General features: G+C 63.7%; 20 protein-coding genes. All 20 read right to left on the bottom strand.

The genetic code is table 11. The features are described 5' to 3' along the window. A partial coding sequence (locus B4393_RS22255; protein WP_462021779.1) for a class I SAM-dependent methyltransferase occupies nt 1-1,074 on the bottom strand: 1,074 nt, incomplete at its 3' end. Nucleotides 1,075-1,169: 95 nt separating this feature from the next. Continuing rightward, a complete protein-coding gene (locus tag B4393_RS22250) occupies nt 1,170-1,769 on the bottom strand; it encodes a hypothetical protein (protein WP_078335996.1) in 600 nt (199 codons plus the stop codon). 542 nt (nt 1,770-2,311) lie between these two features. Then, nucleotides 2,312-3,265 carry a hypothetical protein gene (locus B4393_RS22245; RefSeq protein WP_078335994.1) on the bottom strand — a complete coding sequence of 318 codons (954 nt, stop codon included), beginning with the start codon at nt 3,263-3,265 and terminating at the stop codon, nt 2,312-2,314. 2 nt (nt 3,266-3,267) lie between these two features. After that, nucleotides 3,268-3,438, bottom strand: a complete 171-nt coding sequence (locus B4393_RS27880; protein ID WP_165758481.1) for a hypothetical protein — start codon at nt 3,436-3,438, stop codon at nt 3,268-3,270. A gap of 58 nt (nt 3,439-3,496) precedes the next feature. After that, nucleotides 3,497-3,973, bottom strand: coding sequence for a hypothetical protein (locus B4393_RS22240; protein WP_078335993.1), 477 nt, complete (start codon nt 3,971-3,973; stop codon nt 3,497-3,499). A 43-nt stretch (nt 3,974-4,016) separates the two neighbouring features. Continuing rightward, nucleotides 4,017-4,799 carry a hypothetical protein gene (locus B4393_RS22235; protein ID WP_133052543.1) on the bottom strand — a complete coding sequence of 261 codons (783 nt, stop codon included), beginning with the start codon at nt 4,797-4,799 and terminating at the stop codon, nt 4,017-4,019. 206 nt (nt 4,800-5,005) lie between these two features. Next, complete coding sequence (locus B4393_RS22230) at nt 5,006-5,359, bottom strand: WhiB family transcriptional regulator (protein WP_078335989.1); 354 nt, start codon at nt 5,357-5,359, stop codon at nt 5,006-5,008. A gap of 23 nt (nt 5,360-5,382) precedes the next feature. Continuing rightward, entirely contained in the window at nt 5,383-6,282 is a 900-nt protein-coding gene (locus tag B4393_RS22225; protein WP_133052544.1) for a hypothetical protein, read from the bottom strand. Nucleotides 6,283-6,327: 45 nt separating this feature from the next. Next, the gene (locus B4393_RS22220; protein WP_078335984.1) at nt 6,328-6,924 is read right to left on the bottom strand and encodes an HD domain-containing protein; all 597 of its coding nucleotides are present in this window, start codon (nt 6,922-6,924) and stop codon (nt 6,328-6,330) included. Then, a complete protein-coding gene (locus B4393_RS22215; RefSeq protein WP_078335983.1) occupies nt 6,921-7,427 on the bottom strand; it encodes a hypothetical protein in 507 nt (168 codons plus the stop codon). Before B4393_RS22215 ends, B4393_RS22220 begins: the two co-directional genes overlap by 4 nt. Then, nucleotides 7,424-7,609, bottom strand: a complete 186-nt coding sequence (locus tag B4393_RS22210) for a hypothetical protein (protein ID WP_133052545.1) — start codon at nt 7,607-7,609, stop codon at nt 7,424-7,426. The genes B4393_RS22215 and B4393_RS22210 overlap by 4 nt, the downstream gene beginning before the upstream one ends. 5 nt (nt 7,610-7,614) lie before the next feature. After that, the gene (locus tag B4393_RS22205; protein ID WP_078336016.1) at nt 7,615-7,875 is read right to left on the bottom strand and encodes a glutaredoxin family protein; all 261 of its coding nucleotides are present in this window, start codon (nt 7,873-7,875) and stop codon (nt 7,615-7,617) included. Between the two features lie 4 nt (nt 7,876-7,879). Then, nucleotides 7,880-9,469: a type IV secretory system conjugative DNA transfer family protein gene (locus tag B4393_RS22200; protein WP_078335979.1), complete on the bottom strand. Its 1,590-nt coding sequence runs from the start codon at nt 9,467-9,469 to the stop codon at nt 7,880-7,882. Further along, the gene (locus B4393_RS22195; RefSeq protein WP_133052546.1) at nt 9,462-9,695 is read right to left on the bottom strand and encodes a hypothetical protein; all 234 of its coding nucleotides are present in this window, start codon (nt 9,693-9,695) and stop codon (nt 9,462-9,464) included. The genes B4393_RS22200 and B4393_RS22195 overlap by 8 nt, the downstream gene beginning before the upstream one ends. A 340-nt stretch (nt 9,696-10,035) precedes the next feature. Continuing rightward, entirely contained in the window at nt 10,036-10,356 is a 321-nt protein-coding gene (locus tag B4393_RS22190) for a histone-like nucleoid-structuring protein Lsr2 (RefSeq protein WP_078335976.1), read from the bottom strand. Next, a complete protein-coding gene (locus tag B4393_RS22185) occupies nt 10,356-12,272 on the bottom strand; it encodes an AAA family ATPase (RefSeq protein ID WP_078335975.1) in 1,917 nt (638 codons plus the stop codon). Before B4393_RS22185 ends, B4393_RS22190 begins: the two co-directional genes overlap by 1 nt. Next, nucleotides 12,272-13,981, bottom strand: coding sequence for a type VII secretion protein EccE (gene eccE, locus B4393_RS22180; RefSeq protein WP_078335973.1), 1,710 nt, complete (start codon nt 13,979-13,981; stop codon nt 12,272-12,274). Before eccE ends, B4393_RS22185 begins: the two co-directional genes overlap by 1 nt. After that, on the bottom strand, nt 13,974-15,359 hold the full coding sequence (gene mycP, locus B4393_RS22175) for a type VII secretion-associated serine protease mycosin (protein ID WP_236743219.1): 1,386 nt from the start codon (nt 15,357-15,359) through the stop codon (nt 13,974-13,976). The genes eccE and mycP overlap by 8 nt, the downstream gene beginning before the upstream one ends. Beyond that, the gene (gene eccD, locus B4393_RS22170; RefSeq protein ID WP_157901317.1) at nt 15,356-16,870 is read right to left on the bottom strand and encodes a type VII secretion integral membrane protein EccD; all 1,515 of its coding nucleotides are present in this window, start codon (nt 16,868-16,870) and stop codon (nt 15,356-15,358) included. The genes mycP and eccD overlap by 4 nt, the downstream gene beginning before the upstream one ends. After that, the gene (locus B4393_RS22165) at nt 16,867-18,054 is read right to left on the bottom strand and encodes a MinD/ParA family ATP-binding protein (RefSeq protein ID WP_109558410.1); all 1,188 of its coding nucleotides are present in this window, start codon (nt 18,052-18,054) and stop codon (nt 16,867-16,869) included. The genes eccD and B4393_RS22165 overlap by 4 nt, the downstream gene beginning before the upstream one ends. Between the last annotated feature and the right edge of the window lie 6 nt (nt 18,055-18,060).

Here is an 18,060-nt window from a genome sequence, read left to right as displayed (position 1 = left end):
AAGGATACCGTGCCCGAGGTCCATGGTTCCGAGCACGTGCTCAGGGTGATCCAGGAAGTACTTGTTGACCCCGATTGTCGCCAGGTCGCCGCTGTCGGCGTCCATGAACTCCAGATCGCCGGTGTCGAGCCACGCGGTTGATATGGCGGCGCGGTCGTGCTCGCGGCGGCGCAGCACAAGCAAATCGGTGACAACACTGGTCCCGGCGACTCGCGAGAACGCTCGACTAGGCAGGCGTACCGCGCCCACCAAGTCCCCCAGCTGGCCTATGGCGCGGCGGGCTTTGGGCGAGGCCGCGTCCATGGTGTAGCGGCTGGTCAACACCGCCACGTACCCACCAGGGGCAGTCAGCGCCAGCGATTTGATGATGAAGTGGTTGTGGATCGAATGCCGATCCGGGTTATGCGCCGGATCGTGCAGCGCGAAATCGCCGAAGGGAACATTGCCGACGACCGCGGCGAACGAATCCTGCGGCACCCGTGTGGTCTCAAAGCCCTCATTGCGGATCTGCGCCGACGGATACAGGGCCGACGCAATCTCGGCGGTCATCGGGTCCAGTTCCACACCCACCATGACCGCCGATTCAGGTGCGTGTGCGATGAACGTGCCGCTACCGCAGCCAGGTTCGAGCACCCTGCCGCCGCTAAACCCGGCCCGCTCCAAGGATTCCCAAATCACCGACGCCAGCGCCGGATCGGTGTAGTGGGCGTTGAGAATTGAGGCCTCGGCCCGCCGATACTCGGCAGCGCTCAAGAGATCTTGGAGCTGCTGGCGTTCGGCGCCAAAAGAGTCATCCCGACTGTCAAACACCGCTGGTATCGCGCCCCAGCCCGACCATGCCGCCAAGATCTTCTGCTCAGCCAGCGTCGCGGGCCGGGCCGCTACGCGCAGCATCGCCAACGTTTCGATCGCCGCGATGTTCGCGCGGGCCCGCGCCTTGGCCCCCGAGGGCACGAGCACGTCCACTGTTGCCGGGAAATCCGTCGGCGACCCGAATACCTCGGTGACCGCCGCCGTGTCCGTGGCGGCGGCCTCAGGGGCTACAACGGGCGCTTGGACCGCCGCGACAGCCAAGGGTTTGGTGGGCGCCGGTAGCGGTGCACCACCCGGATCAATCTCACGTGGATCGGTGGGCTCCGGTGGAGCATCGAACAGCGAAGGTTGGCTATCTACCGCGGGGGATGACCGTCGCGCCTTAGATCGTCGTACACCAGCGGTGCCAGCTCCATCGCGCGCAGATCGCCCGGCCGGGCCGGAAGGGGCAGACCCTCCTCGGCCAGGGCCGCCAGCAGGTATCCGGCCTTGATGCGAAACATCACCGAGAAGTCCGGGTCCGGCCACACCGTCTCGGCCAGGGCCTCCAACGTCTCGTCCGGTTCGCTGCGCAGCTCGCTGTTGATCCAGCGCTGCTCCCAGCGCACCTGATCCCGGTCGATCGGTGCCGCCTTCGGTTCCTGCGTATCGCTGTCTTCCTGATCCGGTATCAGCTCGTAAAGTTCCTGGTTGAGCACGATCTCCATCGCCGAGGCCCGCGCCGTGTTCAACAGAGCCCGATGCGTCGGAAAGTCCGGCGCCTGCCCATGCTGGCTGGCCCAGTCCTTGACCGCGCTGTTCCCCAGATCGTCGGCCAACTCCGCTACCTGGCGGCTGATCCGCGCCGCCTCCGACTCCAGGAACCTCTCTTGCTGCTGGTTCGTCCAGTCCGCTGGTAGCCCGAGGTGATCGCGGTGCACCTGCTCCACGATCTGCCGGATTTCCGGACTGGTCACCCCCGCCCCCGCCTTCCCCGTCGAGGTCGAACAAACCCTGCTGGGCAGGATCATTCTCGTGCTTTCTGACCATAGTTTCCTCTCCCCTGTCAGCAAAGACGGCTCCGGGTACCCCCCGGCCGTCATCAGCGCAGTGATCTGCGCATCACTCACGACCGGGCTTGCGGGCCGATCGTGAAAGTTCGATGTGGGACGCGGCACGCTCATCGCTGGCCCGCACCCGACGCCTGGCCAAGCGAAACCGTTCGGTTGTCGTAGCTCAGGCCGACGCCTGGATTTCGTGCGATTCGGTGATCTGGTTCTTGACACAGAATTCCCCGGTGTGGTGGTGGCATCACGGTGGTCACCATTCCTGTCGGGCATTTCGCGCAGTCCGGCTCGCCGCCTTCGGGATTGGGCAGCGTTACCGCGTTTGAGGCGCAGGCGGTCGGCTCGGAAGCGTAAGCAGCCGGTACTGCTTGCGGAACCGCTGCAGCACTGCCAAGGAACCCGGCCAGCACCGCGGCTGAAAGCAGGGTTGCCGTGATTACATTCGGCATGGGTCACCGGCTCTCGGGTTTAGGTGCGGTGGACGCCGGTGGCCACCATGCGGTGGAACCTTCTACAGCAAGCCAGCCTTCGAGGATGCCGTAGATCCCGGCGACCAGGAATATTGCTGGCCCCTGTGCCAGTAGCCACAGCTGCACGGGTGTGGGCCAATGCGCCGATGGCGTAAGCACAAGCGGAGTCATCGCCAGGCCTGCGGCCCATAGCAGCGCGGAAATTGGGTAGGCACGCACCTTTTCTGGAACCAAGGTAGTGATGTACCGGTAGAGCAGGCGACCCGCTATCCAGCCGATCGGCGCCGCCAGGGCCGCAACCGCGACGATCACGAATTCTAGCCCGCGCAACAGCAGTGGCGGCGGCTCCACGGGCGGGTAGAGCTCCCCGGCCGCACGGGCTCGCGGCGTCTGTCGCTGGTAGAGGTGCAAGCCAATACGCCCCCGGTCGCGGTCGTGCAGCTTACGGTTAAGGAGCGCCGCGCGGCGCTTCTGGAATGTGAATATTCCGGCATGGGCCGTGATCCATGCGTGTCGCTGCTCATCGAAAACGTGGCTCGAAGTGTCGGCCGGGTGGGCGGCGATGATCTTGGCCCCCATCTCGTTGAGTAAGGCCTCAAGGATCACGGACTTAATCGAGTCACGTTGGCGCACATGCGTAGCCGAGGCCTGCCTGAGCGCCTCGGCCAACATCTCGTTGGGGCATGCTTGTGCAGCCCACAACCAATCCAGCACACCTGAATTGTTCGGGCCCGCGTCGGGCTGCGCTGCCACGTTGTGTATGGCTGCCAGTGTGGGGTGGCCGCCGCTGTCGTGTGCCACTGCCAGCAGGATTGCCGCCAGCGGGTAGACGGCCGATGACTTCCACAGCGCGGTGGAAGTGTCTGTCTCGTTCACGCTAGCGAGCAGTCGGTCGGCCTCTATCAAGGCTGTTTCAGCACTGCGGATTTCGGTCATGATTAGACCTCCCTGTCCTCATGTGATGTATCGATGTGGTGATCGCGGGTGTGCTTGGCCAGATCGTCCTTGCCCGATTTGACGACGATGGAAAAACCCGCTCGCGAGGCCGCGATTAACTTCTCGATCGCCGCGGTCTTGCCCTTGCGGGTGTGACTCGTTTCCTGCGTCATACGGATTCCATTCTGTGCTGGTGGGCAATTCAGTTGGTTGGAGCCTCGGGCGGCGCTGTTAGTTGGTTTCTATGGCGTCTAGCTCGTGGAGTAGGTCATCGTTGATTTCTTGTTGCAATCCCGGGACGAACTGCCCCAGGAGCACGCTGTCGTTGAGATGCTTGGTGCCCGCGAGCAGACGGCGGCGGGCCGCTTCGTCGTCGGCCGCTCCTGCACCGTCGATGATGTGCAACGCTCGTTCGCACAGCTCGTCAGCGGTCGCCCATATGCTCTCGAATTCGGAGTTCCGGCTGCGCTCACGTGCGCGGCTCACCCGGGCCCTTAAACGGTTGATCCGCACTCTGTCGGCCTGGAGCTCTTCGAGTAATAGGTGCGCGTAAAGATCGCGGAACGTCTTGGGCCGTGAGACTATGTGCGGCTCAACCGCGGAGAAGAAGTTCGGCTCGCCCAGTCCTGGAGTTTCCCCATGCAAGCTGACATTGGTTGCGTAAATCCACGCCAAACTCAAATCCTTGTGCCTTAGCCGCCGGTTCATGATTCCTGCTCTCCCTTGTTGTTGCCTCCGCAGGCCGAATGCGTCACCACCGCAGATCACCGATTTCTGCGGCGGCGATCGGGCTCCGGTGGTGATCGGCAAGATTGACTGGCAGATCCCAGCGCCATGCGCGGTCGGCTTCGTACATCGGGCGGTACGGCACGTCCCGAGAACGCCTGTCCTCGTTGATGATCTGGTCCACCCGATCGATCGTGACCAGATCACTCACCGACCAGACCAACAATCGCAACGGCCACAAACAGATTCGGCCATCGGGTGCCACAGACAACTTCACATCCAACGATGCCGCGCCCCCGTCGGCAATCACGTAGTCATACCCCGCGCGAACTGTTGCCCAATCCATGTCCGAGGTCTGCACCAGCCACTCCCGATCCACGAACAAGAACTCCGGATGCGCATCGATCAGAGAGCCCCAGTCGATCGGCGCCCAGGTACGAGCCAGCGTCTCAAAGCCCCACGGTCCGATCGGGCATGCCAGCTCACAGGAGAGCAGGGTCATAAACCGGACGCCCGCCATTGCAGTGGTGAACCACGACGGCAAGCCCCGCACATGCGCCAACACGGTGCGGCCATATTCATCCGCGCCTATCTCTCGGTCTTGTCCACGCTCGAAGGCAGCCCGCACGCGCTCAGCCTGCATCGCCCCTACGCCGATGCGCGCAAGCTCCCGCATCCGATACGCCCGGGCCTGAAGGTCCATGGCGCGGAACTGGAACCACAGCCCCACCCGGCGCAACCCGTTGAAGTAGCAGCGCATGTAGAGCCGATTGAGCCAGACGAACCGCCGCCGCTCCCAGGCGGACATCACACGCACCGATGAGCCCAGCTCCAACGCAACACCACCTGGGGGTTTGGTGCTGCGGCCAAACCCGTTGTGCCACCGACCGCTCAGGACAATGCCCGCCCCAAACTCGTCATCAACTTCGAATTCGGCAGTTTGTACCCAAACCCATAGCCCTGCACCTAGATCAACTATGTGGCCAGGCCGAACATCCTCAATTGGAATGTTCTTCATGCCGCGCCGCCGAGCTGCCGACTCTGCTTGATCTGCGCGCGCTCGGTAGTTGAGTATCCGCCCCATACGCCGTACGCTTCATCGCGCTGCAGCGCATATTCGAGGCACATGTCCTTGACTTCACACCCACCGCAGATCTTCTTGGCCTCCCGCACACCTTCTCCCAGGAGAGGAAAGAACAGCCTGGGATCGGTTTGTCGGCACAATCCCCTTTCTTGCCAATCGATTTCCCGCGCCGGTTTCGCGCAGTCCTGCAGGCGCTTTACCAGGGCGTGCGTGGGCTGGCGTGCGGCGATTCTGCGTGAGATCGCCCACTTGTTTTCCGGAGTGCCGGGTTGTGTATGGCTCATCGAAATTACGCTCCCTTCCTGATTCAGGTGTGCTGCAAGCTATCTGGCCGGTAGTGGTTGTCCGGGTATAACTGCGAGAAGAACTCGGACTCTTCTGGTGTGAGAGGGGCATCCTCGGGCAAGTCATCCAAATCCACTGTGGTGTGCTTGATCTGCTTAGCGTTCTCGCGGTGCAATTCGGCGGCCAGAAACTCACGCAAGCGGCCCGAGTCGGTGTGGTCAGGCACCACACGCCAGCCGCAATTCAGAGCGGCCTCACGGGAGCTGCGTGTGTGGAAGAAGCCCTCAAGGGCTGTATCGGCGGTATTCCAGTTGGCGTCGTTGTCGTCTTTCCAATGCCAGCCCATGATGGAGCTGGTCCCGGCCCGCAGCAGCCACCCCTGACCGCCTCCGCTGTAGAGAAACCCTTGCAGAGCAAGATATTCCTCGTTCGACAAGTCGCCGCCGTACCGGTCGGGCCTTGAGGGCGGATCGTTGACCGGCTGATTGAGGTCGGCGTTCCCAGAATTCTCGCCGGGCTTCTTGCTTGGGCACAGGAGTGCCACGAGGGTCACGACGACCAGGCCTACAGTGGTTGCGGCCAGGGACGCCCACAGCAGCACCCCGATGAGCCAGTTGAGCGCGTAGTACAGATCACGCGTATCCATCATCGGTAGGCGTATCCATGCGTCGCTCGGACGCGTCCATACCCACGGCCAAGTTAACGCTGCTACAAGGATGTTGACGGGTGCCAAGATCGCGACGCGTGTGAGTGCTGTGCGGCGGTCAGGGCCTGTGGCGGTGAGTAGCGCGATGCCTGTGCGGCCGGTCAGTGTGTGGAGGGTGTGCGCGGCCAGCGTTACCACGAGCACGGCGACCAGAAGGCCGGTGTACATGTCTGCCGGGGCGGGCAAGGGTGCTGGCTGCCAAGGGCTATCGGTCATAGGGGGTGTGGACTCCTTCTGGGGAATTGATCTTCGGTCAGGTGATTAGCGTGTTGCTGTGTTGGCGATGAGTAGCTGCTTGTGCACTCGGGCGGCGGCGGCGAGTAGGTCTGGGCCCGATCGGCGGATCGCGCGATGCACGAGGTGGTCGCGTCCGTAGCGCTGGAGTACTTCGGTGAGCCGGTCGGCCGGGTTGGTGCGCTGTCCGTTCGGGGTGGTGCTCAGGTCTGCGTAGGTGATGATGTCCAGGAAGTCAGCGGGCGGCACCGGGTAGTGCTGCAACTCCTGTTCCAGGCTGCGCTCGATGGCTTCGGCCCACGCTCCGCTGTGGTGGGCGACGAGCCCGACGACGGTCTCAGGGAAGGTTTGTTCGCGTGCGAACTCGGCCCCGTCGACTGGATGAAAGCCAGTGTCCTTGACTGAGATGCTGTACCCAATATCGTGCATGAACGCCGCTGCCACCAAGATGTGCTCTGCGGCGGGTGCAATCAATGCGGCAACCTGCGCGGTCAGTTCGGCGACCGCGCGGGTGTGTGCCCAACGCTCGGGTAGATCTGCGGCCAAGTGATATTCGGCCAGATGTTCTGCATGGTTGGATAGCCGGTCGTCGCGCCAGAGCCGCATCGGGATGCTGCTGGTCATTTCTGTATCTCCTTGCCGGGGTTAGGTTCACCGCAGCCGCGGGAACCGAATTGCTCCCATGCGACGAAACGTTCTTCATCAGACTCAGTGGTTCCCGGGCACCAGAAACCCCAGTGCCGCAGACGCGGGCCGGTGAGAACTACGGTGCTGCAGGGGATGTCGTTGCCGTCCTTATCGGTTGGCAGCATGATGCGGTGGGAGTGCTGCGAGCGGCGCATCGCGATCGATCCGGCCTTGCGCCTCACCACGCCATCACGGGTGACTTCCAGGTAGGAGCCTTTGATGACGATCGTCAGGAATGGCCAGGGATGGTTGTGGATTGGCGGTGGATCGGAGTGCTCGAACCGATGCCCGTACAGGTTCACAAAGCGGTTGCGGGGCCACAGGAACCATCGACGTAGATACGGGTCCAGCGGGTTCTCGCCGATGACCTGGTGGGGCTGGCCGCTCAGCAGGATCGACAGCCAGCTTCCCTGCTTGGGATTACTGATGGTCTGGCTCATCGCTGCGCAGATCCTGTGCTGTGTCGGCCGGTGGCCGCGTAGGTGATGGTCCCTGCCACCAGCCCGCTGGCGATTCCAAGGCCGATCGACGCGACGGCGGCGATGCGGTCTGCCTTGCGCCACATGGGGTCTGTGTCGGTGTCATAGTCGGTAGATGCGTTGCGGCGGTGCAAGATAGTCACGGCGGTCACCACGTGCGCAGCTTGGCGGCGGGCGCTTGCCCGGATGTGGCCAGTGCGCGGATCCGCTCGGGCCGAAACCCTGACCAATGGTCAGTGCCTGCGATCACCACCGGGGCGCTGAGGTAGCCCATTGCCTGCAGCATCTTGCGTGATTCAGGGTCGGCGAGAACGTCGATGTATTCGTAGTCCATGCCCGCCTTGTCCATGGCTTGGCAGGTGGAATAGCAGGGGCCACAGCCAGGTGTGCCATACACGCGTACCTGCAGCCTTTCACTTACCGGTGTCGTCATGATGTGCCTTCCCCTCGTGTGAGCCGACGAAGTATTCGGCGGCGGTAATAGCCGTCGCGGGAACCGCTTCCAGTCCTTCGAGCACGTGATGGAACAGGCCTCCCATCACGGTCGCGGTGAACCACAGCGATCCGGCGAAGCACGCTGCCAGGCCGGTGGCCCACTTCAACGGACCTCGGGAAACAGTGCGCCCGCGCGGCGGATCCAACGGTTTGCCTCCGTTGGCCTTGATGAGATCGCGCTGCCGGTCGTACATCCGCACGAACTCACTCCAGTCCGGAATGCGGACCAGCTTGCCTCCCGGCGCCCCCGGCATCAGCAACCGTGCATGCTCCCGGTCTGGGGATAGAAGCTCTTGGGCTTCAAACAGATTCCCGAACACCGAGGACAGTGTGCGGTGGCTGTCATGCTGGGTGAACGACTCTGTGCGCCGGTTGGTCAACCCGGCTGCGAAGACGGCCAGTTCGAGCAGTTCCCGTTCAATCGCACCGTGCAGCAGCAGGCTGGCCGGGAAGATCTTCTCTAAGACCTCGTGGTAATTGACGCCGTACACCTTCTTGAGCTGAGCGGCGTTTTGCACGGCTGCCATGATGTTCACGCCGAGGCCGCGGCCCTCACCGACGTACCGATCCATCGGAGGAATTGGGGCGGTGTTGGGCCACTCATCGATCAAGATGAGCAGACGGCGGAATTTCTCACGGCGGGCGGTCTTTTCACGCCAGCGCCGGATGAGTGAGTCGATAAGCGAGACTGCTGCACCGGCGACTGTGCCGTCGGCGGGGGCCAGGATGTGCAGGGTGGCGTAGTCCTGGTCCAGGAACTCGGGAATGAACCCGCGCGGCGTCTCACCTTTTCTGATCGAGGTGCGCAGCCAGGGGCGGATCGCCTTGGTGACAGTCAGTGCCACCGAGTCGCGCTGCTTGGCGTCCATCGCCAGGATGCGGCCGATGTCTTCACGGATCGCCGCGGTTTCGGCGTAGTCGATCGCCGTTTCCCAGCTCGGGCGACCGGGCTCGCCCTCCACGTCGAGGTCCGAGGCGGCCAGCAGCACCCACTCGATGCCCTCGCCGTTGCCGCCGTGTTCCTCAGGCCGTGCCGCGAAAAGCAGGGCTGCCAACGGTGATGCCGCCTGCAGCTCCCAGATTCCGCCGTCGGTCACCGAGTCGGTGGATGAGCCAACTCCGACCGCCGACATCTGCATGATCGTCTCGGCGACGGTCAGCGCTTCGGCCTCATTGGTGATGCCCTTGGTCGGATCGAAGCTCATCGGCACCACGCCGGGCGGGTACACCGCATCCTCGATCGGGCGCAGGTCGATCACCGCAGACGGCCCGTCGCGGCGCTGCTCGACCAGCTGCATCAGGTCGTCTTTCGAGTTCACGATGACGACGGGCGAGGCACCCCACAAAATGGCGTTTTGAGCGAAGAGCCTTCGGGTCTTTCCGGTCTCGGTGGGAGCTGAGACCATGACCATTGGCGGCCCAGAAACCATGCGCCACACGCCATCTGCGCCGACCTCAAACCCGCAATAGGGTGCTTGAGGGCGCTTGAAGGCGGTCAGGTCAGCCACGAGCTTGCCGCCTGCTGACCGCGGCCGGGTCCGTAGGCCGCAAGTCGATCAGGGCGCTCGCACCCGAGTTGGCTCCGAACAACGAGGCAAGCGTCGCGCGGCGGCGGGGCCCGATCAGCGTCAGGAGATCCTCTTTGCAGGTCCCGAGCATAGGGGTGATGGGCTGCGCCGTCTCGCGCGGCGCCGTCGGGCGCTTGGGGCGACGAAATGCGGTCAGATCAGCCATACCCCCATCATCGGACACCGACACAGGAAACGCAATCCGTAAACGGTAAATGTTTACGAACGGGCTAGCCGATGTCCACCATTGTCACTGAGCGAGCCGCGTTGATAAACCGGCGAATTGACCCAATATGGCGATCTACCAGCTGAAACCTGGATGTGGCAGAGCGGTGCGCGGGCGTTCACAGATGCTGCACACGTGGGTGTGTCGCGCTGGTCCCGCGCCGAGTTCGCCCGACGGCACAGGTGGTGGTCAGCCCACACGCGATTTCTCGCATGCTCGGGCAGAGCTGTGATGGCGTACGAAGATAGCGGGATCTGCAAGGGCCCAGTGCGTGCCGGGTCTACCGCGTTGGTGGCTGGTGTTCCTTGTCGTAGGCCTCCAACAGCTCCTTGGGCAGCCTTCCAGCGGCGGGCACGGTGTAGCCCTTCTTGCGGGCCCAGGCTCGCACATCACCTCGGGGTACGAATCGTGCTCGGTGGCGTCGTTTACCGGGTCTGGCGGCCTCGATCCACCGGTTCAGGTCTGCGCGCAGTATCTCGGCGTTGGCTGAGCTGAGGTCGATTTCGTAGTCGAATCCATCGAGCCCGAACTCGACGGTTTCGTCGGCGAGCTGTTTGTGGTCGATGTCATCGACTACTTCAAGACGCGAGACTTTGGCCACTAGCGCCCCAATACTGTCCGCAGCTCACTTGTAGTGACCGCGGGTATCGCATCGTAGATATCGTCTGCCACAACTGTTTTCAACAAGATGGGGTCGATTTCTGCTTCCGCATCGTCCCAATCGAAGTCCTCACCCATCTTCTCTTCGATGCGGGCGCTGTGGATCTTCTTGGCGCGCTGCATCAGGTTGCGCACGTAGCGGCCATTGGCGGCCAAATCGGTGCCGCGGGCTTCATCGCCATACTGGGTGTAGCCGGAGTGGTTGTACAACGTGGTGTAAGTCTGCAGCGCGTAGTCTCTGGCTGTTGGGTGAAGTTCGATCTGGTTGGTTCCGGCCATGAGGTCGGTGATTTGCAGTAGCTCGCCGGGGTCGAAGCCAACGAACGGAACCTCGGCGGCAAAGCGTGAACGCATGCCGTCGTTTCTGCTGAGTACTTTCTCCACTCCGCGCTTGTATCCAGCGACGACCACCACGAGCTGGTGACGTTCATTCTCCATGGCGGCCATGAGCCCGGAGAGCACCGCGTTACCGAAGGCATCCCCTCCGGACATTCCTTCCTGGAACATCTCCTGGAACTCGTCGCAGAACAGCATGCGGCCTTCATCGATGGCTCGGGTGATGAGCCTCGTGATGTTGGCCTCTGACTCGCCGAGGTGCTCCCCGACGACTGTTTCGCGGCGAAACACCAACGGCTCAGGGCTACGGATCAGTCGGTACCCGCACAGCCATTCAGCGAAAGATGTTGCGCTTTCTGTCTTTCCGGTGCCGGGTGGCCCATTGAAGATCGCGTGCTGGCTCGGTGGCGGCGCTTCGAGTCCTTTGCGTGAGCGGAACAGTGTGACTTTCACGTCAGCGCGGATCAGGCGCATCTCAGTCTTCATGGCCTCTTGGCCAATGAGTGATTTCAGCCGAGTCTCGCTGGCTTCCACCAGCTCTTTGGCCGCAGAGGCTGCCTTATTCTCTTCGCGTTGAGCGGCAGTTGTCTCGGTCGCCGGGTCCCAGCGGTCGGTGCGTGAGGCGATCGTTTGTGTATCGGTCTTCAACAGGCCGATGTTCTTGTCGTTCAGTGCTTCTCGCGCATGCTGGGCTCCCCTGGTATCAGGGAAGCGTGCCACGACATCGGTGAGGGTGCTTTCGGCGTCGGCCTCTTTGCCCTGGTAGCGGTAGACGAGGGCTTCGATCACCTTGGCGTCCGCGGCGATCGTGACTGTGGTGCCATCTGATGCAGCTCGTTTGGCGTCATCGACGGCTGATTCGGTCAGGCCAAGCCAGGCCGCTGCTTGGGCTGCTAACTGCAGTGCGGCAAAACGCAGCTCGTGGTTGATGGACGCAGGCCAGTCTTTGGCATCACCGACGGCGGCGAGTACGTCGTCCCACCGTTTCACGCGGGTAGCTAGAGAGGCCTGCAGGTACCTAAACTGCGGCGTCTTGCGCTGCGTCAGCAGGTGCCAGGCCACATCATAGGTCGTGGGCGGCGTTGGTGTTTTCGGTGCGCCAGCGGGCCCGAACGCCGCCCGGATTTGCGTCTCGGAGGCCTCCACGTTGCCCTCGTTTACCATGGCGGCAATCCATGCCAGGTCGGCGCTGGCGGCATCGATCAGATCGACGGCCACATAGTCGTCAATTTGAACGCGGGCCCCGACCGCTGCCGGGTTCAAACCCAGATGCGATAGGTCCGTGCCGATCCTGCTGGCATTGGCGGCCAGTTGTTCGTATGTCGAGGATCTGCCGTCACCGATTTGCACCATGCCCAGCCACGCATCAGCCATGGCTGGGTCTGCCTTGCGGGCAGTCATAAAAAGCTTGCGGGCCAATGCTTTATCGGGCGGGTTGCTCCCAGGCCTGCCACTGACGGAAAAGCCCGCCGCAGAGTAAGCCGCCGACAGTGCCCGGCGTGCTTCGTCTATGGTGGCCATTAACGCAACGCCGCCCCGGCGATGCTTGCGCGGTAGGCCTCGGCATGGTCGAGGAACCGCGCCTCGGTCCGTGTGCGATACACCTGCAGAACTGCGGGAACCTTGTCACGGTCAGTGGCCTTGCCCGCTGTGAGTTGCATCTGGTTTTCTTCCACCCGGATGCCGATGTCGGCGCTCGTATCCACGAAATGCGCCACAGCAAGCAGTGATTGGCCGCGACCGACGGCAGGGCGCACGCTGTCAGCATCTTCCACCGAGAGCTGATCCCACACGATGAACTGGCCGGTGGTCTCAGCGCCCTGGTTGGAGATCTCTATCTCCATCGGGTGCAGGGGCGCCCACAGCTGTGGGCGATCGGTGACCACAGTGACTTTCAGGCCGCTGGCTGCGGTGCGCAGCACGAGCTGCACAAGAGCGACAGGATCGTCCTTGACGGAGATCAGGGTGGGCTGCACGGGGTCGATCAGCGGGCAGAGGACCGGGTAGTGACCACGCACGGAGGTGCCCAGCATCGGACCGGTGGGACCGACCGGCAGCGCGAGCGTATCGCCGTCTGTCCAGGTGCGTGTGGGGGCTGAGACTCGCAGGGAGCGCTCACCTGCGGGCAGAGTAGCCATCCAGGCGTCAAAGGACTGTCCAGGCAGAGTCTCCAACGTCACCAGCGGCGGAGCGAGCATTTCGGTGGCGGTGTGCATCCGCACCAGCGTGCCCACCCGGATCGCCCCGCTGGCTTCCCGGGTGAATCGGGTGGCCACCACGGTCCGCTGCGTAGGCACGGACCACACGTCATCAATGAGCGCACTGCCCAGCGCAACTGCGGGCACGCGGTAGACACCGATATATCCGCTCGTCTCCCCCGTGATGCCAGACCAGGACTCCTTGATCTTGCCCGGGTCTTCACCCGAGGCGATCGTGGCCATCGCGGTACGGACCTGCGCGGCGTTGCAAACCGCTGCCCGGCACCCAGCGCGAATGATGGCCTGCCGGATGCGTTCAGTGGCCGCCGCGACTGCGCCAGTAACGCTCTTGCGGTAGGCCAACGCGACCAGGCAGCCCTGCGGAGCCAGCCGCAGCACCAGCCATGTGCGCCGAAGCCCGACGGCAGGTCGATTCCCGATCATGGCGTCGTACTCTCCGGCGTAATCGGAATCCCCAGCCCGTCGGCCAACGGTGATCACATCCGCCGAGGCCAACTCGATGCCGCCGAATTGGCGCATTAACCCGACGATCTCGTTAATCGGCACGGTGTCTCTTGTCTTGGCGCTGGACCCCGCCAGCACGGTGGGGGCGTGGGCGCGGCCAGACAGCGACAGGATGGTCACCAAATACTGCCCATCCCACTGCATTCCGACGGTTCCGATACCCGAGAACGTTTCCTCGAAAGCCTCGGGCAGAACAAGTCGGGGGCCCTTGCGGCTCCTCCACCACAGGAACCGGGCGGCGCGGCGGGCCCAGCCGGTGAGAGTCACCCCGTCGAAGGTCACTACCGCCACTAGGCCAGCAAGTACGGCCAATGCCGCCAGCAGCCACCAGGACGGCCACGGGAAGGCGACCGCGATCAGTGAGACCCCGACCTCAGCGACCACCAGCGGCAGGGCGCGGCCGGTGACACCCCAGCGCCGCCAGGCGCCGGGTTTGCCGGTAGCCAGTGCTGCACTAGCGTCGGTCGCGGCTGTGGCCTTAGGCAGATCTTGCACCGTCTCAGTCATTGTCCCCCAACTCCTTTCGTCGCCCTGCAAGTACTATCGCCACCGTGCCCGCGATCAGCAGCGTGCCGACGATCGCTCCGAAACCGCTCAGGGCCACTGTCCGTCCCCGCGTGTCTTTGGGTTGCGGTGGCGGCGGCGGTGTCAGTGACCGCGTGAGCCGCTCGGCCGGATATTTGGGGCCATCTACGGTGGCGTCCCAGTTCAACGCTGCCAGAGGGTCGATTACCCCGTATCCGATCCGGTTGTCCACGATTTGCGCAGGGGCATGCGCTGTTTCGGTGATCCGGCGAACGACTTGGCTGGCAGTCAGCTCGGGGTAGCGTGCGCGGATAAGTGCGGCCAGCCCAGTGACATATGGCGCGGCGAACGAGGTTCCGTTGAGCGGTTCGAACAGGCCCTTGTTGCCCATGCGTCCGGTGTAGATCTGATCGCCGTTGAGCCCAAAGGCTGCCACGCCCGGCGCCCCAACTCCTACCCACGGTCCGGGCAGCGACTCTTTGGCAGGTGATCCGTCAGCAGCGGTAAACCCAACGGACAGCACATAGTCTTTGAACCACGCCGGAGTCGACACGGTAACTACCGAACCCCAGTTGCGAAAGTCCTTGCCCCGCGTGGCATCCACGTCCGGATTTGCTTCCCCGCATCCGGCGTTGGTGGTGTTCCCAGCGGCGGCGACGATCACGATGTCCTTCTCCCTGTGGGCATAGCGCAAGGCCGCACCCAAAGTGGTCTGATCGACAGGCTTGAGCACCGAAATGCAGGCCACCACGCTGATATTCATCACCCGAACACCGGGAATGTCGGCGGCATGACGCACAGCCAAAGCCAACGTGTTCACGTCCCCGGCGCGCTGTTCCTGCTCGTTGCCGCCGCCCTGCTCAGGGGTGAAGGCGTTGGAGGACTGCCGGATTGATACGAGGTCGGCATCCGGCGCCATCCCGACCAACGGATCAGTCTCGACGGGCGCAGCACCGATGATCGCTGCCACCGCGCTGCCGTGGCCATCGCAGTCGGCCATGCCGTCCGTTTTGTCCACGTAGTCCCCGCCCCCACGCACCCGCAGACGGGGCGATGGGGTGACGCCGGTGTCGACCAGGGCGATAGTCTGCCCGGCTCCCCGGCTACGCGCTGCAGACCACAACGCGACCGGATTCATCATCGCTTGTGAGGGAGAGGGCGCTGCGACATCCACGCCGGGCGCCATGCCTAATTCAACGCAATTGCCCAATGGCCGCATGGGCCTTGGTGGGGCTGGTGGTCCATCGGGTGGCAGCGCTGCAGGATCCACTACTGGTTCGGTGATCGCCGAGGCGATCGGCACCGGCCCCGACAGGGCCAACAGCATGGCCGCCGCCGCGACCGCGGCCACCCGCCTCACGAGTGCCGCACCGCGGTGTAGACGTTCATGATCCACCAACTCAGCGGTACTAACAATGCAATGAGCCCGTATTCGATGAAGACCAGCCACCGTCGCTCGGTGGGCGCGAACTCGTGCACCGGCACCCACACCGCCACAATCGCTCCGAGCACGCAGATCGCCAGTGCCCCAGCTGCGACCGCACCAGAGACCGTGACCGAGGTCGCCGCAAACCGAGCGGCGGCACCAGCAGGTGCCAGCAGCGCCGCCGAGACAACGATGATCGCCTGTGCCCGGGCGGCGAACGCCCGTCCGCGCAGAAGCCACACCACCGACAACACGCCCACGAAGATGCTTTGAATCCACCAGCGCCCGTCAGCAGGGGTAATCAGTCCCCAGCAGCCCGCGACAACGAAGATCGCGCTCGCGGCGATAGTGGCAGTCAGGTAGGTGTTGGCGTCATTGGCACGCGACACCTGGTCGGCGGTAGTCGGTCGGCTATTGACCGTGTCCATCGGAACCATCGCATTTTCGGGCAGCTGTGGTGATGTCTCAAAGAGGAGCTTGCCGGTAATCGTCGGGAACGGCGGCGGGCGCAGCCCCGCCGCCAGCGCGGCCACCTTTGGGGCGAACGTCACCAGCACCATGCCGAGCAGCGCGCTACCGACCATGATCGCCGGTAGCCGCACCTCCAGGAGCATCCGCACCAACGCACCAATCGTCAACCCCGCCCCTACCAATGCGACGCTTGCCGCGATACCGCGCCCAGCCGGAGCCTTCCACCACAGCAGCGCTCCACCCACGGCTGCCACCGCCGCCCCCAGGACAACATTGGCAGCCGCAGGCTGACCGGGAACCACCAGCGCCGCACCGACACTGGCCGCTGCCAGCGCCCCGCCATACAACGTGGCGGCAACGCGGCGCTGTCGGGGAAAACGCCACCCGAGGCCTACCGCACCGATTCCCAGAAGCAGAGCCAGCGTGAGCAACCCAGCGCCGGGACGCCAGTCGGCGTCATGCCCGGCAGCTAGCTGCAAACGCCAGGCGTTGATGCCCAAACCAATCGCGAAAACCGTTGCCGCAGCAAGGAACCAGCACGACACCGAGATCGCGGTGTCCTCATCCACCGTCTGAAACCGCGCCGCGTTGGCTTGCGCGACAGCCGTCGAACCCATTTCCGTGACGCGGCTAAACGCCGGGGCGCCGGACTCGGCAGTCAAAATCAGCACGTCGCCATCCACGACACCGGCATCAGCCAACGACTCTTGCGGGCTGATCGGGCGCCCGCTGGCCAGCCGCTCCATACCCAAGATCCCGATCAGGGCGTCCTCGTCAATGCCCTCTTCGCCGCTGCGCGCCTCCATGATCTCGCGCGCAAGCCCCGCCGCCACCAGCGCCGACGATCCCTTCACCGGAACAGTGAAATCGTCTTGCTGATCACCGAAAAGCACTGCAACCCGGATCGTTTCAGCTGCCAGATAGTCGGCCGGTCGGCGCAGACCGGCCGGTGCGTTCGATACCGCGTGTGTCATCGCTGCCCCCATCCGTAGGCGTGATCTTTATCGGCTGCCTGAGCGAATCCATCGGCAATTGAGGCAGCGATCTCGATCGCCACCCGCTGTGTGCGCGGTTGCAGCCGGTCCACGTCCACGACTCCAGCCTCTTCCAAGTGCGGGTCCTTAGGTAAGACATGCACGGCGTGAACGGCCTGCGCGAACTTGTTGACGAGCGTCTCGACTTCCTTTTCGCCTGCTTTGCCTTTCGCCCCCTCATTGACGATCACCGTGGCATTACGCACCAAGTGCGCATACCCATGGAAATGCAGCCAGCGCAGCGTCTTCATCGCCGCGTCCGCTCCGTCCAGGCGAGCTGTTGCGACGACTACCACCGCGTCAACCGATTCCAGGACCGCCCTCGTCACAGGGTGACGTACCCCGGTGCCGCAGTCCACCAGTGTCAGCGGGAACCCGATCTGGACTCGCGCCAGCGAATGCTTGAAATCGTCGCCGCTCATTTCATCGTCGGAGCGCTCGCTGTCGTCACCGCGCAGCACCCACAGGCCTCGCTGGTTGGAGCCCATGTATTCGCGCACGTCCTCGAAACGCCGGATTCCGGGATCTGCCAAGAGTTCTCGGAATGAGCGCGCCGTTTGCATCGGCAGACGGTTGGCCAGGGTGCCGTCGTCGGGGTTGGCATCAATCGCTGCGGCACGGTCTTCGCGGTGCATGCCCAGTGCGGTGCCCGCCAGTAGGGTTGCAGAGCTTTTGCCGACCCCGCCCTTGGTGCTCAAGAAGGCCACGGTGTAGGTGCTACGCAGCTGCCGCTGGACCCTGCCAAGCAGTTTCTTGTATTCGTCTTCAGCCTTGGATACACCCAAGTTGACACCGGTAGTGCGGGCGATACGCCCACGCCAGCCCATCTCCGGTTTGACCTTGTGCCTGGGGATGACATCGGCGGCATGGATCTGCTGTAGTCCGGGGTTCGCCTGCGCGTGCCGACCCGGCACCTGCTGCTCGAACACCCCGGGCACCTGTCCGACGGAGTGCTGATGAGGCACCGGCGCCGGTGGGGGCAACGGCTGCTGATACTGCTGAGGTGGTGGCGGCGCCGCATGCGCTGCCCCGGGTGGAGGCTGTTGCACGGGTATCCCGTGTGGGGGTGTCGCGTCATCTGGCGCGTCTAGGAATTCGTCGTAGAACCCGTCAGACCCGCTCATCGCCGC

Origin of the sequence: Mycobacteroides franklinii, from assembly GCF_002013895.1 — a bacterium.
Taxonomy (GTDB): domain Bacteria; phylum Actinomycetota; class Actinomycetes; order Mycobacteriales; family Mycobacteriaceae; genus Mycobacterium; species Mycobacterium franklinii.
The sequence above is the reverse complement of the archived record's forward strand: the minus strand, read 5'-3'. Positions and strand labels throughout refer to the sequence as shown.

What these genes read in the sequence shown, in the direction of transcription:
- B4393_RS22245 (WP_078335994.1), bottom strand. Translation starts at nt 3,265, where the DNA reads ATGACCGAAATCCGCAGTGCTGAAACAGCCTTGATAGAGGCCGACCGA.
- B4393_RS27880 (WP_165758481.1), bottom strand. Translation starts at nt 3,438, where the DNA reads ATGACGCAGGAAACGAGTCACACCCGCAAGGGCAAGACCGCGGCGATC.
- B4393_RS22240 (WP_078335993.1), bottom strand. Translation starts at nt 3,973, where the DNA reads ATGAACCGGCGGCTAAGGCACAAGGATTTGAGTTTGGCGTGGATTTAC.
- B4393_RS22235 (WP_133052543.1), bottom strand. Translation starts at nt 4,799, where the DNA reads ATGTCCGCCTGGGAGCGGCGGCGGTTCGTCTGGCTCAATCGGCTCTAC.
- B4393_RS22230 (WP_078335989.1), bottom strand. Translation starts at nt 5,359, where the DNA reads ATGAGCCATACACAACCCGGCACTCCGGAAAACAAGTGGGCGATCTCA.
- B4393_RS22225 (WP_133052544.1), bottom strand. Translation starts at nt 6,282, where the DNA reads ATGACCGATAGCCCTTGGCAGCCAGCACCCTTGCCCGCCCCGGCAGAC.
- B4393_RS22220 (WP_078335984.1), bottom strand. Translation starts at nt 6,924, where the DNA reads ATGACCAGCAGCATCCCGATGCGGCTCTGGCGCGACGACCGGCTATCC.
- B4393_RS22215 (WP_078335983.1), bottom strand. Translation starts at nt 7,427, where the DNA reads ATGAGCCAGACCATCAGTAATCCCAAGCAGGGAAGCTGGCTGTCGATC.
- B4393_RS22195 (WP_133052546.1), bottom strand. Translation starts at nt 9,695, where the DNA reads ATGGCTGATCTGACCGCATTTCGTCGCCCCAAGCGCCCGACGGCGCCG.
- B4393_RS22185 (WP_078335975.1), bottom strand. Translation starts at nt 12,272, where the DNA reads ATGGCCACCATAGACGAAGCACGCCGGGCACTGTCGGCGGCTTACTCT.
- eccE (WP_078335973.1), bottom strand. Translation starts at nt 13,981, where the DNA reads ATGACTGAGACGGTGCAAGATCTGCCTAAGGCCACAGCCGCGACCGAC.
- eccD (WP_157901317.1), bottom strand. Translation starts at nt 16,870, where the DNA reads ATGACACACGCGGTATCGAACGCACCGGCCGGTCTGCGCCGACCGGCC.
- B4393_RS22165 (WP_109558410.1), bottom strand. Translation starts at nt 18,054, where the DNA reads ATGAGCGGGTCTGACGGGTTCTACGACGAATTCCTAGACGCGCCAGAT.